The 19,501-nt window shown below is 67.8% G+C and carries 17 protein-coding genes and 1 pseudogene (1 of these 18 running past the window's edge); 2 read left to right on the forward strand and 16 right to left on the reverse strand.

The features are described 5' to 3' along the window. Window positions 1-1,279: the 3' portion of a cytochrome c oxidase subunit I gene (ctaD, locus tag M9917_RS06180; RefSeq protein ID WP_297251844.1), read on the forward strand. It extends 335 nt beyond the left edge of the window; only the last 1,279 of its 1,614 coding nucleotides appear in the window; its start codon lies off the left edge, out of view; the stop codon is at window positions 1,277-1,279. A gap of 62 nt (window positions 1,280-1,341) precedes the next feature. Here the strand turns inward: ctaD and M9917_RS06185 are convergent. The 5 genes and pseudogenes from M9917_RS06185 to M9917_RS06205 all read right to left on the reverse strand — a co-directional run. After that, a pseudogene (locus M9917_RS06185) lies at window positions 1,342-1,464 on the reverse strand (TlpA family protein disulfide reductase); the annotation flags it as partial. Between the two features lie 61 nt (window positions 1,465-1,525). Beyond that, window positions 1,526-1,993, reverse strand: coding sequence for a PAS domain-containing protein (locus M9917_RS06190; RefSeq protein ID WP_297251846.1), 468 nt, complete (start codon window positions 1,991-1,993; stop codon window positions 1,526-1,528). A gap of 1 nt (window position 1,994) precedes the next feature. Beyond that, window positions 1,995-2,600 carry a PLP-dependent transferase gene (locus M9917_RS06195; RefSeq protein WP_297251848.1) on the reverse strand — a complete coding sequence of 202 codons (606 nt, stop codon included), beginning with the start codon at window positions 2,598-2,600 and terminating at the stop codon, window positions 1,995-1,997. Between the two features lie 249 nt (window positions 2,601-2,849). After that, complete coding sequence (locus tag M9917_RS06200) at window positions 2,850-4,022, reverse strand: CapA family protein (protein WP_297251850.1); 1,173 nt, start codon at window positions 4,020-4,022, stop codon at window positions 2,850-2,852. Between the two features lie 41 nt (window positions 4,023-4,063). Beyond that, on the reverse strand, window positions 4,064-4,867 hold the full coding sequence (locus M9917_RS06205; RefSeq protein ID WP_297251852.1) for an alpha/beta fold hydrolase: 804 nt from the start codon (window positions 4,865-4,867) through the stop codon (window positions 4,064-4,066). Between the two features lie 211 nt (window positions 4,868-5,078). Here M9917_RS06205 and M9917_RS06210 point away from each other — a divergent pair, with 211 nt between their 5' ends. After that, entirely contained in the window at window positions 5,079-6,182 is a 1,104-nt protein-coding gene (locus tag M9917_RS06210; protein WP_297254745.1) for a LysR family transcriptional regulator, read from the forward strand. A 63-nt stretch (window positions 6,183-6,245) separates the two neighbouring features. Here the strand turns inward: M9917_RS06210 and prpB are convergent, their stop codons facing one another. The 11 genes from prpB to M9917_RS06265 are packed head-to-tail and all read right to left on the reverse strand — an operon-like array spanning window position 6,246 to window position 19,212. Next, window positions 6,246-7,154 (reverse strand): methylisocitrate lyase, encoded by a 909-nt coding sequence (gene prpB / locus M9917_RS06215; protein WP_297251853.1) that lies wholly within the window; start codon window positions 7,152-7,154, stop codon window positions 6,246-6,248. A 16-nt stretch (window positions 7,155-7,170) separates the two neighbouring features. Then, the gene (gene acnA, locus M9917_RS06220) at window positions 7,171-9,858 is read right to left on the reverse strand and encodes an aconitate hydratase AcnA (RefSeq protein WP_297251855.1); all 2,688 of its coding nucleotides are present in this window, start codon (window positions 9,856-9,858) and stop codon (window positions 7,171-7,173) included. 1 nt (window position 9,859) lies between these two features. Beyond that, a complete protein-coding gene (locus M9917_RS06225; RefSeq protein ID WP_297251857.1) occupies window positions 9,860-11,260 on the reverse strand; it encodes a dihydroorotase in 1,401 nt (466 codons plus the stop codon). 5 nt (window positions 11,261-11,265) lie between these two features. Then, window positions 11,266-12,645: an MmgE/PrpD family protein gene (locus M9917_RS06230; protein WP_297251859.1), complete on the reverse strand. Its 1,380-nt coding sequence runs from the start codon at window positions 12,643-12,645 to the stop codon at window positions 11,266-11,268. Further along, complete coding sequence (locus tag M9917_RS06235; protein ID WP_297251862.1) at window positions 12,642-14,036, reverse strand: MmgE/PrpD family protein; 1,395 nt, start codon at window positions 14,034-14,036, stop codon at window positions 12,642-12,644. The genes M9917_RS06230 and M9917_RS06235 overlap by 4 nt, the downstream gene beginning before the upstream one ends. After that, on the reverse strand, window positions 14,036-14,719 hold the full coding sequence (locus M9917_RS06240; RefSeq protein ID WP_297251863.1) for an ABC transporter ATP-binding protein: 684 nt from the start codon (window positions 14,717-14,719) through the stop codon (window positions 14,036-14,038). The genes M9917_RS06235 and M9917_RS06240 overlap by 1 nt, the downstream gene beginning before the upstream one ends. 3 nt (window positions 14,720-14,722) lie before the next feature. Next, complete coding sequence (locus tag M9917_RS06245) at window positions 14,723-15,481, reverse strand: ABC transporter ATP-binding protein (protein ID WP_297251865.1); 759 nt, start codon at window positions 15,479-15,481, stop codon at window positions 14,723-14,725. Beyond that, the gene (locus M9917_RS06250) at window positions 15,465-16,361 is read right to left on the reverse strand and encodes a branched-chain amino acid ABC transporter permease (protein WP_297251867.1); all 897 of its coding nucleotides are present in this window, start codon (window positions 16,359-16,361) and stop codon (window positions 15,465-15,467) included. Before M9917_RS06250 ends, M9917_RS06245 begins: the two co-directional genes overlap by 17 nt. A 5-nt stretch (window positions 16,362-16,366) precedes the next feature. Further along, on the reverse strand, window positions 16,367-17,302 hold the full coding sequence (locus M9917_RS06255; RefSeq protein ID WP_297251869.1) for a branched-chain amino acid ABC transporter permease: 936 nt from the start codon (window positions 17,300-17,302) through the stop codon (window positions 16,367-16,369). A 40-nt stretch (window positions 17,303-17,342) separates the two neighbouring features. Next, the gene (locus M9917_RS06260; RefSeq protein WP_297251871.1) at window positions 17,343-18,497 is read right to left on the reverse strand and encodes an ABC transporter substrate-binding protein; all 1,155 of its coding nucleotides are present in this window, start codon (window positions 18,495-18,497) and stop codon (window positions 17,343-17,345) included. Between the two features lie 34 nt (window positions 18,498-18,531). Continuing rightward, window positions 18,532-19,212 carry an isochorismatase family protein gene (locus M9917_RS06265; protein ID WP_297251874.1) on the reverse strand — a complete coding sequence of 227 codons (681 nt, stop codon included), beginning with the start codon at window positions 19,210-19,212 and terminating at the stop codon, window positions 18,532-18,534. Between the last annotated feature and the right edge of the window lie 289 nt (window positions 19,213-19,501).

The following is a 19,501-nucleotide window of genomic DNA, read 5'->3' on the forward strand; positions in this document are numbered from 1 at the left end:
CATCTCGTTCTGGCTGCTCGCCGCCTCCTTCGTGCTGTTCCTCTGCTCGCTCTTCAGCGAGGGCGCGCCGGGGACCACCGGCCATGGCGGCGGCTGGACGCTCTACCCGCCCTTCTCGGCCGCGACCGGGCAGCCGGGCCCGGCGGTCGATTTCGTCATCCTGTCGATCCATCTCTCGGGCGCGGCCTCGATCCTGGGCGCGATCAACTTCATCACCACGATCCTGAACATGCGCGCGCCGGGCATGACCATGCACCGCATGCCGCTCTTCGCCTGGGCGATGCTGGTGACGGCCTTCATGCTGCTCTTCGCGCTGCCGGTCCTGGCGGGCGCGATCACCATGCTGCTGACCGACCGCAATTTCGGCACGACCTTCTTCGACCCGGCCGGCGGCGGCGATCCGATCCTCTACCAGCACCTGTTCTGGTTCTTCGGGCACCCGGAGGTCTACATCATGATCCTGCCGGCCTTCGGCATCGTCAGCCACGTCGTCTCGACCTTCTCGAAGAAGCCGATCTTCGGCTATCTCGGCATGGCCTATGCAATGGTGGCGATCGGCATCGTCGGCTTCCTGGTCTGGGCGCACCACATGTACACGGTGGGGATGTCGCTCAATTCCCAGCGCTATTTCGCCTTCGCCTCGATGGTGATCGCGGTGCCGACCGGCATCAAGGTCTTTTCCTGGCTCGCGACGATGTGGGGCGGCTCGATCCACTTCCGCGTGCCGATGCTCTGGGCGATGGGCTTCATCATCCTGTTCACCATCGGCGGCGTCACCGGCGTGGTGCTGGCGAATGTCGCGATCGACCGCGTCCTGCACAACACCTATTACGTGATCGCGCATTTCCACTATGTGCTGTCGCTGGGCGCCGTGTTCGGCATCTTCGCCGGCTTCTACTACTGGTTCCCGAAGATGAGCGGCTACCTGACCAACGAGGCGCTTGGGCGGCTGCATTTCGCCTTGATGTTCGTCGGCGTGAACATGGTGTTCTTCCCGCAGCATTTCCTCGGGCTCGCCGGCATGCCGCGCCATTATGCCGATTATCCCGACGCCTTCGCCGGCTGGAACCTCGTCTCGTCGCTCGGCTCCTACACCGCGGCGGCGGGCCTCGTCGTCTTCTTCGTGACGGTCGCCGAGGCGTTCTGGCGCAAGCGCCCGGCCGGCGACAATCCGTGGGGCGAGGCCGCGACGACGCTGGAATGGACCTTGTCCTCGCCGCCGCCATTCCACCAGTTCGAGACGCTGCCGCGCATCGCAGAGCCCGGCCACGAGGCCTGACGTCGCAGACGCGAGGCAGGCCATGCCGGAACCGGACTGGGCACGCGGCTCTGGCTGATCTGCTCCGACGGGCGGTCGACGCCGATCGGGAAGGTCAGGCGGAATTCGTGGACGAAGGCTTCGAGCGAGACCGGCGTCATCGCCGCATGATGCTCGAAGACGGTGTGGAGCCCGATCACCGCGGCTCCGGCGTGCTGAACCAGCGCGCCACATCGGGGGCCGGCGCCGGGTTGGGGAAGGCCGTCATCACCGATCCGCTTCCGGATGCGCGGGCCTGGCCTGTTCGGCCAGCGCACGCCGCAGCCGGCGCAACTCCTCGAAACGGGGCGTGACGTCGCGCAGGATGGCCGCCATGCCGTCGATCCGCCCGTCGGGGCCGTTCAGCAGGGCGATGGTGAACTCGACCGAGATCTGCCGGCCGTCGCTGGCGAGAGCCGGGACGGAGAGCAGGTCGCCGGCGCCGTAGCGTGGTGTGACGCCCGAAGCGATAACCTTGTCCCAGCCGTCCCAATGCCGCTGCCGCAGCCGCTCCGGGATGATGAGGTCGAGCGAGGCCCCGACAGCCTCCTCGGCGGTGAAGCCGAAGAGCCGCGCCGCGCCCGGATTCCAGAAGCGGATGACGCCGTCCCGATCGGTCGCCAGGATCGCGTCGGCCGCGCTCGCGAGGAGCGCTGCGCCGAGCTTCTCGGCAATTTTCTCCGAGGTCTCCACCATCCTATGCGACCTTCGCCTCCGCGGTGCCGATCGCATCCAGGCCGCGCGCCAGATCGACCAGCAGATCGGCCTCGGCCTCGAGCCCGACCGAGAGCCGGAGCAGGCTGTCGCCGATGCCGGCATGGGCCATCGTCGGGTTGCTCGGCGTCTCGATGAAGACGAGCGCGGCGGCGGCTTCCAGGGCGGCTGCCATCGCCGTCTCGTCCGTCTGGTCGACGAAGGCAAGGTCGAACTGCCCGCGGTCGCGGCGGGCCGCGAGCAGCCGACAGGTTCCGCCATAACAATCGTGAGACGCGATCACGCGGTCGTCCCGGCCAAGCCGGGAGAGAACGAGATCGGCGGCCGCCATGCCCGAAGCGGTGATGATCGCCCCGGCCCCGCCTTCAAGCCTCGCCAGCGTGTCGGCCAGCAGGTCCCGGCTCGGATTGGCCGTGCGCGAATAGTCGTAGTCGCGCATCGCATCGTAGCCGGCGAAAGCGAAGCTGCTGGAGAGATAGAGTGGCGGGGCGACGGCTCCGAAGCGTTCATCCGCCGCGACGCCATTGGCCGCCGCCACGGTTCTGGGGGCACGATCCTGCGGTCCGCCTGCGCCCTGCACGTTCGTCACTCCGCGTCCTTTCATATCCCCTTGCGAACAGGCCTCGCGTGGCTCGTCCGTTCGGGTGAGGACGAACAACAGACGGCGGCCTGAACAGGGTTGATGGCTCGTGGCAGAGTGTCATCCGGCCGGAAGTCGGGCAATTTCATTTCATTGCAGTTCAAGTGCATGAATTTTCATATAAAAGTGGGCCGCTCGGCTCGGTCGCGCCGAGCGACCGTAATCGACGAAACCGCCGGCCCGACACCGCAAATCCGCCTAAGCGCACTGATGCGCGGATATGATGCCATATCCGCCGATCGTTCGACCGCTCGGCCGATACTCTGTCGGATGTCCGCCTTCACGCGTCACCAACCTGACATAGTCGAGCACCATACGGCCGCCTTCGGAGTCGAGCGATACGGGGCTTGCGCGGTTATCCGGGCCGATGATGCATGGAACGAAGCCGACCTCGCCGATCCGCCCGTCCTCGACCGCCGCGAGCGCGATCATCGTCAGGCGACCATCGGGGTGGAAGGGCAGCAGCGGATAGCCCTCGCGCGGATAGATCGCATAATCGCCGTAGGCGTCCTTGAGACGCTCGATCTCCGCGGCGGGCAGCATCTTGCCGATCCAGGCGAGGTCGAAGACGAAATGGCCGAGGCCGTAGAAGATCGGCTTGCCCTTGTAGAATTCGATCCCCCGCAGGAAATGGTGATGATGGCCCAGCACCAGATCCGCCCCCGCGTCGATGGCGGCCCGGGCGATCTCGCGCTCATAGTCGGTGATCATGCCGCGCTTCCAGGCCGAGCCCCAGTGAAAGGAGGCGACGACGACGTCGCTTTGGGCCCTGGCGCCGGCGAGGGTCTCCCCGAGCGAGGCGATGTCCTCGGGCCAGGCGAAGGTGCGCACATGCGGCCTGGCACCAGGCTCGATCCGGCCGGATTCGTCCCATTCCGGAAAGTAGTAATGGGAATGCACGCGCATGGTCGCGATGCCGGGCATCTGCGGCCGCGCCCCGTAGCCCGACTGGAAGACCGAGGCATGGGAGGTGACGGCAACGCGGCATCCCTGCCTTTCGAGCGTCACCGGGCGGTTGGCCTCCTCCAGATTCTGGCCCGCGCCCGGCGTCAGGATGCCCTGTCCCTGCAACGCCTCGAGCGTGTCGGCGAGCCCGACATAGCCTGCATCCATGGTGTGGTTGTTGGCGCAGGACATCACATGGAAGCCCGCGGGGCCCAGGGGCTCGGCATTCCGCGGATCCGAGACGACGCGCCAGGTCGAGCTCGGCGCATAGGCCGGGCGACTGGAGAACGCACCCTCGCAATTGCCGATCAGCAGGTCGATTTCGCCGAAAATGCCGCGCACCGGCGCAAACAGATCGAGCGCATTGTCAGGCCGGTCGATGAAGACATCGCCGACCGCGCCGATCAGGAAGCTGTTCTTGGTCATTATTCCCCACCCGCCGTTATCGCAGCCATGGCTGCGGTACCTCAATCTGCTTCAAGAAGCTCGCCGATGAGCTCATAGAGATTATCGTTCTCGGACATTTCAAGGATATCAGCCCGGCCCGTCATGGCGATCGTCGCGAGAGTTTTCTTGAGGGAGTGGTCGAACTGGAAGATGAACACCTTCTGGCTCGGCAAGATGGACAGTCGATCACTGCGTGAATACAGGACGTCGGCCCGGGCCGGCAGATCATAGGTGTCGATGGCCTTCAGCAGCTCGACGGCCTCGTAATGCATCTCGTCCGCCGATGAGAAGTCCGGTCCGCGCGGATGGGCGCTATCGCGCATGGACCAGGGCGAGAACAGGTGGGCGTCGCGCACCATGGTCCAGAGCCTCTGGAATTGCGTGCCCTCCGAATCCGGGAGGATCCGGCGCTCGGAGCTTGCCAGGAGCCCCTCCCTGTCGGCTGCCGGACAGGCCGGCATGTCGTGAAGCAGCACCCGGCCGACACGGTCCGGCAGGGCGATGGCCATCTCACAGGCGATGCTCGCGCCGACGCCGTAGCCGTAGAGATCGACCTCCTTCAGCCGCAGCGCGTCCAGGGTGCGGATATGCGCATCGGCGAAATAGGCGATATTGGGCCGCAACGGTGCCGGCGCGGCGGAATCGCCGTTGCCCAGGGTATCCACCGCGATGACGCGCCGGTTCCGCGCCAGGGCCGCCAGCAGGGGGACGAGGCTCCGGCTCGAACCCGGCGAGTTGTGAATCATGACGAGCGGCCGTCCGCGCGCTCCAGCCGCCCGGTAATGAACCTGCCCTTCCCGGATGTCGACGAAGCTGCGCTGCATCGGAACTCCACCGCGGATAGCGGAGCCAGACCGCCGTTGCGTCCTGCCGGGCGCAAGGTGGCGGTCTGAGCTTTTGTCTTGGCACCGGATTTTTCCGAAGAGTGGAATCCCCCGTTCGGTCCGGAGCTCTAGGCTATTGCGCCGCCATGTCGTGCTTCAATCGCCAAAGCCTGCAATCAGGTATGATGCGATTTCGACTATCGGCGCGATCATGGCCTCGCCTGCGCGCGGCGTCGGGGGCGCCGGGTGGCGAAGCTCCGATCGGGCCGCGCCCTCGGCATTTGCCTCGGACAAAGGAGAATGCGATCAATTACAAGGCCGAAGGTCGGCCCGATTGAGCGAGGAGCGCTTGGAACTCGTGGATCTCCGCAAGCTGGATGTTTTCGTGAAGATCGTCGAAGCGGGCAGTCTCACCCGTGCCGCGGCCCAGTTGTCCGTCGCCCAGTCCGCCCTGAGCCGAAAGGTGCGCGAGATCGAGGAGCAACTCGGCACCGCGCTCGTCTATCGCAACGGCCGCGGCGTCGTCCTGACCGAGACAGGACAGCATTTTTTCGAGCGCGCCAAGCAGTTGCTGCGCGATTCCGAAGCCATCCTCGTCGACATCAAGAATATGACCGCGGCGGGAAACGTCACCATCGGCGTCCCGCCCTCGGTCACCGAGATCATCCTGCCGAAGCTGCTGGCCCAGGTGCTGCTCGATTTCCCGGACGTCCGGATCAAGATCGTCGAGACCTTCAGCGGCTATGTGCAGGAATACCTGCTCAACGGGCAGCTCGACATCGGCGTCCTCTACGAGACGCGGCGGATGCCGACGCTGCTGGGCGATGAACTGGTCGTCGAGGAGATGTATGTCGTCGGTCCGACCGGCGGGCCGCTCGAACCCGGCCGCCCCGTCTCGCTTACCGAATTGACCGGCATCTCCTTCGTCCTGCCGAGCCGTCCGCACGGGCTGCGCGTGCTCATCGACGATGCCTGCGCCAAGGCCAAGGTGAATCTGAACGTGGTCGTCGAGATCAACGGGCTCGGCACCGTCAAGAACCTGATCAGGGCCGGGGGCGTTCACGCCATCCTGCCCTATTCGGCCGTTTTCAACGAGGTCGCCGCGGGGCTGATCGCCGCCTCGCCCATCGTCGCCCCGGCGATCAGCCGGCGCCTCAGGCTCGCGACCTCCAACGAGCGCCCGCCCAGCCGCGCCACGCGCCAGGTCGCGCATCTCATCCGCACCCAGGTCAACGAACTGGTGCGCAACGGCTTCTGGCACGGGCAGTTCGCACCCGCCCCTCTGGCCGGACCGGCCGTGCTACCGGTCCGATGAGATTATGAAGGAGGCTGACCGGGACCGCCCGCAGCGGCGGCGGATCGGCCGCCCGGGTGGCCCTTAGGACAGCGGCGGCGGCACGATGCTCTGTGCGATGGTGCTGTCCAGCGCCTCGTAATCGGAATATTTGATGACATCGTAGACTTCGGCGCGGGTCGAGAGGTGCTGCAGATAGCCCTCGACGGTGCCGGCCTCGGCCAGCGTCGCGTAAAGCTCGTGCAGCGCCTTGGAGGCGACGCGCATCGAGGTCGCGGGCCAGATCACCATCTTGAAGCCGAAATCCTCGAACTGCTCGGCCGTGAAGAACGGCGTGCGGCCGAATTCGGTCATGTTGGCGAGCAGGGGAGCGTCGACGGCGCGGGCAAAGGTGCGGAACATCTCCTCCGAGGTCAGCGCCTCGGGGAAGATCGCATCGGCGCCGGCCTCGAGGTAGAGCCTGGCGCGGGCGATCGCGGCTTCGATCCCTTCCTGCGCCAGGGCATCGGTGCGCGCGACGATCCGCAGATGACGGCGTGCTTTCCGGGCCGCGGCGATCTTCGCGGCCATCTCCTGCGGCGAGGCCAGCTTCTTGTCGTTCAGATGCCCGCATTTCTTCGGCAGGATCTGGTCCTCGATCTGGACGGCCGCCGCGCCGGCATCCTCCAGCTCGCGCACCATGCGCACGACGTTCAGCACCTCGCCATAGCCGGTATCGCCGTCGACCAGGATCGGCAGGCCGGTGGCGCGGTAGATGCTGCGCGCGAAGAAGCAGACCTCCTCGAGCGTCATGATGCCGAGATCCGGCAACCCCAGCATCTGGGAGAGCGCGCCGCCGGACAGATAAAGCGCCTCGAAGCCGGCCCGTTTCGCGACGATGCCGGCATAGGCGTGATGGGCGCCGGGGATGCGCAGGATGTTCGGCCGGCGCCAGAGCTCGGCCATGCGGTCGCCGGGCGGGGTGGGCATCTTCTGTTCGACAAGCCAGGTCATGGCGCAATCCTCGTGATCAGGCGGCTTTCAGCATTTGGCGCAGCATCAGCTGCAGGATGCCGCCATTGCGGAAATACTGGAGCTCGTAGGCGGTATCGATGCGGGCGGTCAGCGTGACCTGCCGGCGCGATCCATCGGCGCGGTGGATCACGCAAACGAGCGGGGCGCGCGGCTTCAGGGCCTTGATCCCGATCAGGTCGATCGTCTCGCTGCCGTCGAGGCCAAGCGTCTTGCGCGACTGCCCGGCCTGGAACTCGCAGGGCAGGATGCCCATGCCGATCAGGTTGGAGCGATGGATGCGCTCGAAGCTCTCGGCCAGGACGGCGCGCACGCCGAGCAGCAAAGTGCCTTTCGCGGCCCAGTCGCGCGAGGACCCCGCGCCGTAATCGCAGCCGGCGACGATGACGAGCGGCACCTTTTCGCGGCGATAGGCCATGGCGGCGTCATAGATCGACATCGGCGCGGCATCCGGCATGTGCAGGGTGTGGCCGCCCTCGCGGCCGCCGGCCATCTCGTTGCGGATGCGGATATTGGCGAAAGTGCCGCGCACCATCACGTCGTGATTGACCCGGCGCGAGGCGTAGGAGTTGAAGTCCTTCGGCGCGATGCCCTGACTCGACAGATAGGCCCCGGCCGGGCTGTCATTCGCGATCACGCCGATCGGCGAGATATGGTCGGTGGTGATCGAATCCCCGAACATGGCCAGGATGCGCGCGCCCGAAATGTCGCCGGGCGGCACGGCTTCGCGCTGGATGCCGCCGAAGAAGGGCGGGCGGCGGATATAGCGGGATTCATCCTTCCAGGCGAAGGTGTCGCCGCCGCGCACGGCAAGCCTGCGCCAGTGCTCGTCGCCGGCGAAGACATCGGCATAGCGCTCGCGATAGAGGTCCGGCGTCACCACTTTCTGGATGATCGCGGCGATGTCCTCGTCCGAAGGCCAGATATCCGCGAGGTAGACGGGTTTTCCCGCGCGATCCGTGCCGATGGGCTCCCGCGTCAGATCGAGCGTCATCCGCCCGGCGAGCGCGTAGGCGATGACCAGCGGCGGCGAGGCCAGATAGTTGATCCGGCAGCGCGTATGGACCCGGCCCTCGAAATTGCGGTTGCCCGAGAGCACGGCGGCCAGCGCCAGCCCATCCTCGTCGACGGCGCGGGCGACGCCGTCGTCGAGCGGCCCGGAATTGCCCATGCAGGTCATGCAGCCGAAGCCGACGACCTGGAAACCGAGCCGGTCGAGATCCGACTGCAGGCCGGCCCGCCTGAGATATTCGGCGACCACCCGTGAGCCCGGCGAGAACGAGGTCTTGACCCAGGGCTTCGTCGTCAGCCCGCGGGCCGCGGCGTTGCGCGCCAGCAGGGCCGCGCCGATGATGACGTTGGGGTTGGAGGTGTTGGTGCAGCTGGTGATCGCGGCGATGGCGAGGTGGCCGTCGGCCAGCACATGCTCCGTGCCGCCGATCGTGACGCGGCTTTGCTTGCGCGGCGTGCCCGCCGCATCCAGGACCGCGTCCAGCGCGGCCTTCACCTGCGGCAGCGCGACGCGATCCTGCGGGCGCTTGGGGCCGGCGAGGCTGGTGACGACCTGAGAGAGGTCGATCTCGATCAGATCGGTGAAATCGGGTTCGGCGGCCTGCGCGTCGAACCACAGGCCCTGCGCCTTGGCATAGGCCTCGACGAGGTCGATCTGTTCCTGGCTCCGGCCGGTGCCGGCGAGATAGGCGAGCGTCTCGGCGTCGATCGGAAAGAAGCCGATCGTCGCGCCGTATTCGGGCGCCATATTGGCGATCGTCGCCCGCGTCGCCATCGTCAGATGCGTCAGGCCCGGGCCGAGATACTCGACGAATTTCTGCACCACGCCGTGCTTGCGCAGGCGCTCGGTCACGGTCAGGACGAGATCCGTCGCGGTGACGCCCGGCGCCAGCTTGCCGACGAAGCGTACCCCGATCACTTCGGGGATCGCCATCGAGACCGGCTGGCCGAGCATGGCCGCGCCGGCTTCGATGCCGCCGCAGCCCCAGCCGACGACGCCCAGCGCATTGACCATCGGGGTATGGCTGTCCATCCCCAGGACCGTATCGGGGAAGGCGAGCGGCGTGCCCGGCAGCGCCGTCTCGTCGACGAGGACGACCTTGGCCAGATACTCGATATTGACCTGATGGATGATGCCCTGTCCCGAGGGCACGATCCTGAGATTGGCGAAAGCGCTCTGGGCCCAGCGCAGGAAGGCGTAGCGCTCGCCGTTGCGCTCATATTCGATCGCGAGATTGCGCGCGGCGGCATCGGCGCTGCCGAAGACGTCGACGATCGCCGAATGGTCGACCACGATGTCGACATGCGAGAGCGGATTGATCGATCTCGGATCGCCGCCGAGATCGACCATCGCGTCGCGCATCGCCGCGAGATCGGCCAGCAGCGGAATGCCGGAGGAATCCGGCATGATGATGCGCGCCGGGTGATAGGCGATATCGCGCCCGCCCTTGCGATCGGCCGTCCAGTTCGCCAGCGCCGCGACATCCCCGCTCTCGACCGCCTTGCCGAGATGATGATGCCGCAGCAGGTTTTCCAGCAGGATCTTCAGCGAGCGCGGCAGGCGCGAGACCGGCCCGAGCCCCCGCCGCTCCATCTGCGCCAGGCTGAAGAACCCGAGCCTGCGGCCGCCGACCTCAAGCTCGGCGAGCGCGTCGGCGGCGGAAGGCCGGCTCATCTCATTGGCCTCGGCCGGTAAGCTTGCGCTTCACGAAGCGGCCATGCCCGACCGCCGCGTCGTCGAGCACGCCGTCGGTCAGCGCCGCCTTGCCACGCACCAGCGTGTGCAGGACGCGGCCCTTGAAAGTCCAGCCCTCATAGAGCGAATAGCCGGCGCTGGAGACCACGTCCTCGCGCCTCAGCGTCCAGCTCGCATCGAGATCGACGATGGCGAGATCGGCGTCGAGGCCCGGCGCGATCGCGCCCTTGCGGTCGCCGAAGCCCATGATGCGGGCGGGATTGGCCGAGGTCAGCGCGGCGATCCGCTCCAGCGACAGCCCGCGCTTGTGATAGCCCTCGCTCAACAGCACCGGCAGCAGCGTGTCCATGCCGGGCCCTCCGGGCGAGGCGCCCCAGATGCCGCCTTCCTTGGAGGAGAGATCGCGATGGGCGTGGTCGGTGGCGACGGTGTCGACATCGCCGCTCAGGATCGCCTGCCAGAGCGCCTCGCGATCGCTCGGCTCGCGCAGCGGCGGGTTGACCTTGGCGATGACGCCTTCCTTCGCGGTGACGTCATGGGTGAGGTATTGCGGGCAGGTCTCGATATAGATCTCCGAGCCGTCCCGGCGCTGGCGCAGCGCCGCCTTCAGCGCCTCTTCCGAGGAGGTGTGGACGATATAGACCGGCGCGCCGGCGACGCGCGCGATATAGCCGGCGCGCTGCACCGCATCGGCCTCCACGAAGGGCGGGCGGGTGGCGTTCCAGGTCGCGAGCCCGCCCTTGCCCTCGGGGTCGGCGGCCATGACGCGGTCGCGCAGCACCCAGGCGAGCTCGATGGTCTCGGGATGGGGGCAGACCATGCCGCCGTTTTGCGCCGCCGCCTCGCAGAGGCGCAGCAGATAGCCGTCGTCCAGATCGGGCATGTTGAGGCGCTTGCCCTCGCCGCCGCGGTTGTTCATGAAGATCTTGAAGGTCGGCGTGCCCTGCCCGACATAGCCGGGGATGCCGGCGAGCTGCTCTTCGGTCGAGATGATCAGGTGGTAGCCGAAATCGATGCGCGCGCCGGCCTCGGTGACGCCGATGACCTCGTCGAACAGGGTCTCATAGGGCTCGGTCGAGAGCAGATACGGGATGCAGCAGGTCACGCCGCCCTTGGCGGCGGCGGCCGTCTCGCGGTCGGCGTCGAGCGGCTCGCGCGGCCGGGAGATGTCCTTGCCGTGGCCGAGATGCAGATGCGCGTCGATCACGCCCGGAAGGATCACCAGCCCCCCGGCCGCGATCTCGCGGCTGGCCGAAGCCGGCTCGCCCGGGGCGAGGATCGCGGCGATGCGGCCGTCGCGAATGGCGATGTCGCAGGCGGTGCGCCCGGTTCCCGGCAGGATGGCGTCACCGTGACGGATGATCAGGTCGTACGGGTTCATGCGGATTATCCTTGTCGAGTCTGCCGGATCGCGCTGGACAGGGGGGCAAGCCGCGGCGCGTCCGCCAGGCCGTCCAGAGCCGATTGCAGCGCCGCGACCGCGTCGGCGGACAGGACACGGGCGGCGTTGGTGGTGAATTTGGCGTCGAGCTCGCGCTGTCCGGCCGGGCGCGAGGCGTTGCCATAGGCATCCGCGATGCTGATCGTCTCGCGGCTGCCATCGGTGCCCTCGACCACGATCTCGGCCTCGAAGCGGGTCGGGAAGGCCGAGGGCTCGAGCGGTTCCCAGGCGATGCGCCGGGCGAGGTCCAGCACCGCCGGGGATGGCGCGCGCTCGAAGGTCGAAAGCGTGATCTCGTTCTCGACCAGGCGCGCCGCCACGGTCGCCGGCAGGCTCCAGCGCATCGCATGCCCGGTCGCCGGCCTCTGCTTGTCGGGCCAGGGCTCGCAGATGATCGGCGCCGCCCCGCGCGGCACCCGGCAGAGCAGCCGCGCGATCCTGTCCGGCGTATAGCCGGCGGCGGCGGCGAGCCCGGCCGCCTCGAGGAAGGGGTGGAGGAAATGGCAGCAGGGCGAGAGCTTGAAGGCGGCTTCGCCGATATGCCAGCGCTGGCCGAGGTCGCCGAGGAGCGCCGCGAAGGCCGCGGGAGCCGCCGCGTCGCCGGCGAAATGCGGGAACAGCCCCCAGCGGCCCTCCAGCGCGGTTTCCGGGCCGGTCAGGCCGGCGGCCGCGAGCTTGGCCGCGAGAATGCCGGCATGGGCCCCCCAGCCCGGATGCAGCGACTTGCTGGCCGCGCCGTTGCTGAGGAATTCGAAGACGCCGGCGGCCTGGCTCAGCGCGATGCCGATCGCCGCGACGCGTTCGTCATGGCTCAGGTCGAGCATCTCGGCGGCGATCAGGGCGCCCGCCAAGGTCCCGGCCACCGAGGTGATGTGGAAGCCGCGCTGCTGGAAGCCGCCGGGCGTGGCGAGGCCGATGCGGATCATGATCTCCCAGCAGCGCGCGAAGGCGCCGATGAGATCGGCGCCGGAGAGATCGCGATCCTCGGCCATCGCCAGCGAGACGGCGGCCGCGAGCGAGCTGCCATGCACGATCGAGGCGGTGTGGGTGTCGTCATATTCCAGGCTGTGGATCAGCCCGCCATTGATCAGCGCCGCCATTTCCGGTTCCGCGCCGGTCGAAAGCCCGAACATCGTCGCGGCACCGCGCGAGGTCTGGCGCGCTGCGAGGACCTGATAGGGCCGGCCCACGGGCGAGCCGGCGGCGGCGAGGCCGACGCCGACGGCATCGCGCAGATGCAACAGGGCCGCGTGGCGGGCCTGCGCCGGCATCGGCGCCGAGGCCATGGCGGCGGAGGCCTCGACGAGCGCGCGCGCCAGGGTCATCGGGCAGGTCCTGTCAGCGCGGCCGCAAGGGCGGGCCAGGGGCGCGCCAGCGTCGCCGGATCGCCTTCGACGACCGACCACAACAGGCGCGGCATCGCCGGGAACACCGCCTCGGCATTGTCGCGCAGCTTGCCGAACAGGGCTTCGTCGTCGAAGGGCTGGTCGGCGCCGCCGCGCGCATTGTCGCAAGCCGCGGTCCAGACGGTGCCGTCGCGGAAGCGCCACGTCACTTTCGCCGGGCGGTCGTTCGGCCAGGGCCGGATATCGGGATGCAGCACCAGGCGGATGGCCTCGCGCAGGCGCGCGATGCGCGGATCGGTCAGCGTGTCCTCGACGAAGGCGCGCCGGCCCGCGTCGCGGATCACCATCGTCGCGGCGACCGAATGCGGGATCGAGAATTTCGCCGCGAGCACGGTCTCCGGCTTCACCGTGGTGAGCGCCATGCCGCCGGGGCTGGTCGCGATCTCGACCTCGGCGACGTCGTCGATCGTCCGCTCGCCGAGCCGGCCCAGCAGCTCCAGCGTCGCCTCGACCGCCGCATGGGCGTAGCCGCAGCAGGCGAAGACCTTGTGGTAGCCGTTGCTCACCGACCAGCGCTCGCCGAGCGCCTCGACCATCGCGCCGGGTCGATATTCGGTCGACAGGCAATCGGTGAAGGTGTCGTAGGGGCTCGTCGCGAGGCCGCCGATGCCGCAATCGGCCCAATCGGCCGCGCGCAGGCCGATCCAGGCCCCGACGCCGGTCCAGGCATTGCGCACGAGCGCGCCCTCGACCGCGGTGTCGAAATGCCCGGCATAGGTCATGCTCGCGGCGCCGCAGACCGCCCGCAGCATCGCCTGCGCATCGAGCCTGCGCGCCACGGCGCTGCCCGCGGCGGCGCCGATCGTGGGAAAGGCGGCGTGGGGATGCACGGTGAAGCGCGGAAAGGGGAAAGCCAGCGCGAAGCGCGTGGTGACCTCATAGGCGATGGCGATGTCGCGCAGCAGCGCCTCGACCGTCGGGCCGCGAACCTCCGCCTCGGCGAGCAGGGCCGGCAGGGTGTAGGCGCCGGCATGGCAGGAGGCGTTGCGAAAGCCTTCGTCGAGCTCGCACCAGGTCACGGCCAGGCCGTTGGCCACGGCCGCGGTGTAGCGGTCGCAGCGCGCGACGCCGGCCGCGAAGACATGAGCCTCGGCGCGCGGGGCGGCATCGGCGAGCACCTTGGCCTGGGCGGCGACGACCTGATTCTCCTGCGAGCCGGCGACCATCGCCCCGATATCGTCGGCGAGGATCAGCGCGGCGCGCCGGCGCACATCCTCCCGCAGGGGCCGCCGGCGCGCGGCGACCGCCCATTCCATCAGCTCCCGGACCTCCTCGCCGCTCCGGCTGCGCTCGGGGGATTGCTTGCCCATCAGAACCACTCCCAGAGATTGGGCGATCCGGACAGCTCCTCGGCCGTCCCGGAGAAGACCACACGCCCGGATTTCAGGATCAGCGCGCGATCGACCGTCTTCAGCGTGGCGGGCACGTTCTGCTCGACGATCACCAGGCCGGTGCCGAGCGACTCGTTGATCGATTTCAGCCGCGCCATCACGTTGCGGACGATGACCGGGGCGAGCCCGGTCGACGGCTCGTCGAGCAGCAGCCATTTCGGCTGCGTCATCAGCGCCATGCCGAGCGCCAGCATCTGCTGCTCGCCGCCCGACATCGAGCCGGCGCGCTGCTTGCGGCGTTCCGCGAGGACGGGGAAGATCTTCAGGATCTCGGCCATGAAGGACTGGTCGAAGAGCAGGCCCGAGATCCGCAGGTTCTGCTCGGTCGACAGGTTGGGGAAGACGTTGTGGCCCTGCGGCACGAAGGCGATGCCGCGGCGCACATTGGTCGCGACATGCCCGGCCTCGACGGGCCGGCCGTCGAACTCCACCTCGCCGGAAGCCGGCGCGTGCGCGCCGACGAGACAGCGCAGCAGCGTGGTCTTGCCGGCGCCGTTATGCCCGAAGACGCCCAGGCGCACGCCGGGTTCGAGCTTCAGCGAGATGTCGGCGAGCGCCGTCAGCGTGCCGTATTTCGCGACGAGGGAACGGGTTTCCAACATCGCTCAGGTCCCGAAATAGAGTTCGGTCAGGCGCGGATCGGCGATCAGAGTCTCGACCGGCCCGCGCGCGAGCACCTTGCCCGCGAACATGAAGACGCCCTCGTCGCAAAGGTCGCGCACGAAGGCGACGTTGTGCTCGACGACGCAGACGGCGATACCGCTCTCGGCCAGCGACCGGACCACGGCCTGGACGGTGCGATAGGCCTGCCCCTCGACACCGGCCATGGGCTCGTCGAGCAACAGGCAGCGCGGATCGTTCATCAGCGCGCGGGCGACGCCGACGAGCTTCTGCTGGCCATAGGTCAGATCGGCCGCAGGCTGGGTGGCGACATCGGCAAGGCCGGTCCGTTCCAGGATCTCATAGGCCTTGGCGCGGATCGCCCTTTCCTCGCCCGCCGCCCGGCCCGGCGCGAAGACCATGCGGAACAGGCTGTCGCTGGGATAGGCGCGGGGCGCCACGATCAGGTTGTCGATCACGGTCAGCGACGGAAACAGCCGCAGGTTCTGCCAGGTCCGGCTGAGGCCGAGCCGGGCCCGGCGATGGACCTCCATCCGGTCGATCGAGCGCCCGTCGAGCTTCAGCGTGCCGGCATCCGGCCGGACGGCGCCGGAGATCAGGTTGAACAGCGAGGTCTTGCCGGCGCCGTTGGGCCCGATCAGGCCGAGCACGCGCCCGGCGGTCAGGTCGAGATCGATCGCATCGGCGACCACGATCCCGCCGAAGCGCTTCGAGAGGCGCCGGACTTCAAGAATGGCGGCCATGCGGCACCGTCGCTGAATGGGAACGCCAGACATCGCCCGCCGCCACGAGGCCCTGCGGGCGCACGAACATGAAGACGAGGACGAGGCCCGTGAACAGGAAGCCCTGCAAGGGGCCGAGCACGCTGGTGGGCAGATCGAGGAAGGTGATGGCCTGCGGCAGGACCTGCAGGATCACCGCGCCGACGACGGGACCCCAGGTCGAGCGGATGCCGCCGACCACGATCATCGTCAGCAGCGCCGCCGATTGCAGCACGTCGAACTGCTCCGGCGTGAGGTAGCGGAAATAATGGGCGTAGAGCGAGCCGGCGAAGCCGGCGAGGCCCGAGCTCAGCGCGAACACCCCGAGCTTGAGCCCGGTCGCGTCGCGGCCGAGGCTGGAGAAGGCGAGCTCGTCGTCACGCATCGCGCTGAGCGCGCGCCCGGCCGGGCCGTGGGCGATGCGGTTGACGATGAAGACGACGAGCATGGCGACGAGCACGACCAGGACCACATAGGACAGTCGTCCGAGCGTCGGCGTCAGGAAGGCCGGGATGTTGGTCAGCCCGCCGGCGCCGCCGGTCCAGGCCATGTTCTTGATCAGCTCGAGCACGCCGAGCTGAAAGCCGATGCTCGCGATCATCAGATAGTCGCCCGAGACCCGCAGCGACGACAGCGCCAGGAAGAGGGAACAGGCGACCGCGACCGCCGTGCCCGCCAGCATGGCCAGCGGCACCGGCACGCCGAGATTGCGCGCCAGCAGCGCCGAGGCATAGGCGCCGATGGCGTAGAAGACCGGGTGGGCGATCGAGATCAGCCCGCCATAGCCGATGCTCAGGTTGAAGCTGGACGCCATGATGATCGACAGGCTGACCAGGATGATGATGGAATAGATGTAGTCCACGGCGGTCAGCTCCCAGGCTGGTCGTCGGTGAGGACGGGGGTCGGTGTCCGTTGACGGCCGAGCCGTGGCGAGGGCAGCCGGACGCCGTTCGGAAAGAAGATGATCGCCACGAACAGCAGGATGTAGATCAGCAGCCCCTGCCATTCGGAGGGGATGAAGAGCACGCTGCTGTTCTGGACGATGCCGAGCGCCAGCGCGCTGAGCGCCGCGCCCCAGATGTTGCCGATGCCGCCGACGATGGTGGCGATGACGGCGAACAGCATCAGCTCGATCGCGCTCATCGGCTGAACCTGGGCCCGCGTCCCGTAGAGGAACATGCCCAGGCCGACGAGGCTGCCGGCGATCGCGATGGCGATGACGTAGATCCTGGCCTTGTCGATGCCGTAGAGCTCGGCGAGATCGGCATTGTCGGCGACCGCCACCATGCTCTGCCCCGGGCGCGTGTAACGCAGGAACAGGAAGAGGGCGGCGCATGAGGCCAGCGCCGAGAGCACGGCGGGGATGTCCCAGTCGCTGATCGCGATGTTGCCGACGAGCGTCACCGGCCACAGGAGCGAGGCGAAGATCGTCGAGGGCCAGGTGCCGAAGATCAGCATCGTCGTATAGGCGACGAGCTCCGACAGGATCAGCGCGAAGATGAAGACGAAGAGCGGCGAGGCGCGGCGCAGCCGCAGGCTGCGATAGCCGAACCACTCGATCGCCATGCCGGCCCCGATCGCCAGCACCTGGGCGACGACGAAGCCGGCCCAGCCGGGCAGGCCGAGCTTGGCCACCATGGTGAAGGCGCCGTAGAAGGCCGCCGTCATCATCGCCGCCTGGGCGAAGTTGAAGACGCCGTTCACCTTCAGCACGAGGGAGAAGGCCAATGCGAACAGCATGGCGTAGCTGGAGTTCGCGAACGAACTCCAGAGGATCTGTCCGATCACATCGAAGGTGAACATGTCCGGTCCGGCTCGATTGGCTGGCGTATCGACGGGGCGATCAGTTGACCACCGCCTTCTTGGTCCACTTGCCGTCCTTCACCTCCATCAGGATCACCGGCTTGCTGACGGTGTGGTTGTCGTTGACCACGAGCTTGCCGGTCAGCGGCAGCTCGAAGGTCTTGACCGCCAGGAGCTCCTTGCGGAAGTTTTCGCCGGTGACCGGAATCTTCTTGTCGTCCAGCGACTTGAAGACCGCGGCCACGACATAGGCCGCGTCGTAGAGATACTGGGTGTAGGGCAGGCCGTTGGGCTCGCGGCCGACTTCCTTGGCCCAGCGCTCGAGATAGGTCTTGACCGCCGGCGCGTCGTCGGCGCCCGGCGCCAGCGAGGTCGCGATCACGCCCTCGGCGCCCTTGCCGAGCTGCTCCAGGAACTTCGGATTGTAGATCGCCGAATAGGAGCTGATGGTCTGGTTCATGCCGAGCTGGCGCATCTGGGCGATGACCTGGGGAATGTCGCCGACCACGCCCTGGACATGGATGATGTCGGGCTGCGCGGCGCGCACCTTGAGCAGCGGCCCGGTCCAGTCCGTGGCCTTGGGATCATAGGCCTCGAAGGCGACGACCTGGCCGCCCGCCTTGGTGAAGGCATCCTTGTAGACATCGGCGGCGACGACGCCGGACTCGTTGTTGATGAAGACGACCGCCGCCTTCTTCTTCCCCATCGTGGTCGCGGCGTAGTTGGCGACGGCGGTGATGTCGACGTCGGCGAGCGGATAGGTGGTGTAGACATAGTCGCCGAGCCTGGCGACATCGGCCGAGTTCGCCCCGACCGAGAGCCCCAGCGTCTTGCCGTCGTTCATGATCGGTGCCGTCGCCTTGACCACGGCCGACCAGGCGAGGACGATCGCCGGCACCTTGTCGACCGAAACGAGGCGGTTGACGGCCTTGATGCCGAGCTGCGGATCGCCCTGGGTGTCGAGCGAGATCATCTCGAGCTTCTTGCCGTTGATCCCGCCCTCGGCGTTGATCTTGGCGACGGCCCATTCGGCGGCCTTGACCTGGTCGGCCCCGTAGAGCGCCTGGCTGCCCGAAAGCGGCATGGCGAGGCCGAACTTGAAGCTGTCCTGGGCGAGCGCCGCACCGGGAACGAGCCCGCCGGCGACAAGGCCGGCGAGAACGGTGCGACGGGTCGTGGATACGAACGCGCTCATGGTGTTTCCCCCTGTTGTTTGCTGTTTTTTGAGTTCAGGCGATGTTGCGGAGGGCCGTCTCGGCTTCCGCGGTCGAGACGACGTCGGCGTATTTCGAGGCCATGTCGAACAGATTGACGGCATGCGACGTCGGGCTGCGGTCATAGCAGGCGTCGTGCGGCACCATGACCCGGAAATTATAGGCGAAGGCATCGACCACGCTGCAGCGGACGCAGCCGCTGGTGCTGCAGCCCGTGACGACCAGCGTATCGGCGCCGGCATCGATCAGATAGCTCGTCAGCGGCGTCCCGAAGAAGGCGCTGGGATGCTTCTTCGGCAGCAGGATCTCGCCCTGGCGCGGGGCGATCTCGTCGACGAAATCATAGCCGCGCTCGGTCACGGTCATCAGCGCCGGAATCTTGTCGGCGATCCGTCCGTAGTCGAAGCTCTGCTTGGGCGAGATGTAAGGGTAGAGGATCGGCCAGCCGCGCTCGCGGAACAGCGCCTGCAGCCGTGCGATGTTCGGCACCGCATCCCAGGCGGCCTCGCCGCAGGAGGTCGGAAACTCCTTGATCGCCTCCCAATAGGGCTTCCGCTCGGTCCCGACTGTGCGGTACTGCACATCGATGATCATCAGCGCCGGGCGCTTGCCGAGGCCGCCCGGCTTGCCGAAGCCGGCGGCTTCGTAGCGCTTCAGCTCCTCGGCCGTGATCACGTTGTCCCAGGGCTTGCTCATCGGATCCTCCCGTCATGTGCTCGAGGGCGCGGGCGTCGGCCGCCGGAATCGCGCCCCGCCGCGGTGAAAAGGCGGCCCGCTTCGCGCGCGAAGCGGGCTCGCGCAGCGTCGCGCCCGCAATGGCTTCGCGCAAGCTCCGGCACGAAGGATGCGGCCATTGGCCATGCAGGACGATCGAGCAGGGGCCGGCATGCGGACAATGCAACGCGTGAGGCTCCGGGAGCTGTCGATCCGAGACCGTTCAACCATGCCAAATTGTCTTCGCCGGACGGCCGCACTGGCTAGGGGG

It is taken from the genome of Bosea sp. (in: a-proteobacteria), from assembly GCF_023953965.1.
Taxonomy (GTDB): Bacteria; Pseudomonadota; Alphaproteobacteria; order Rhizobiales; family Beijerinckiaceae; genus Allobosea.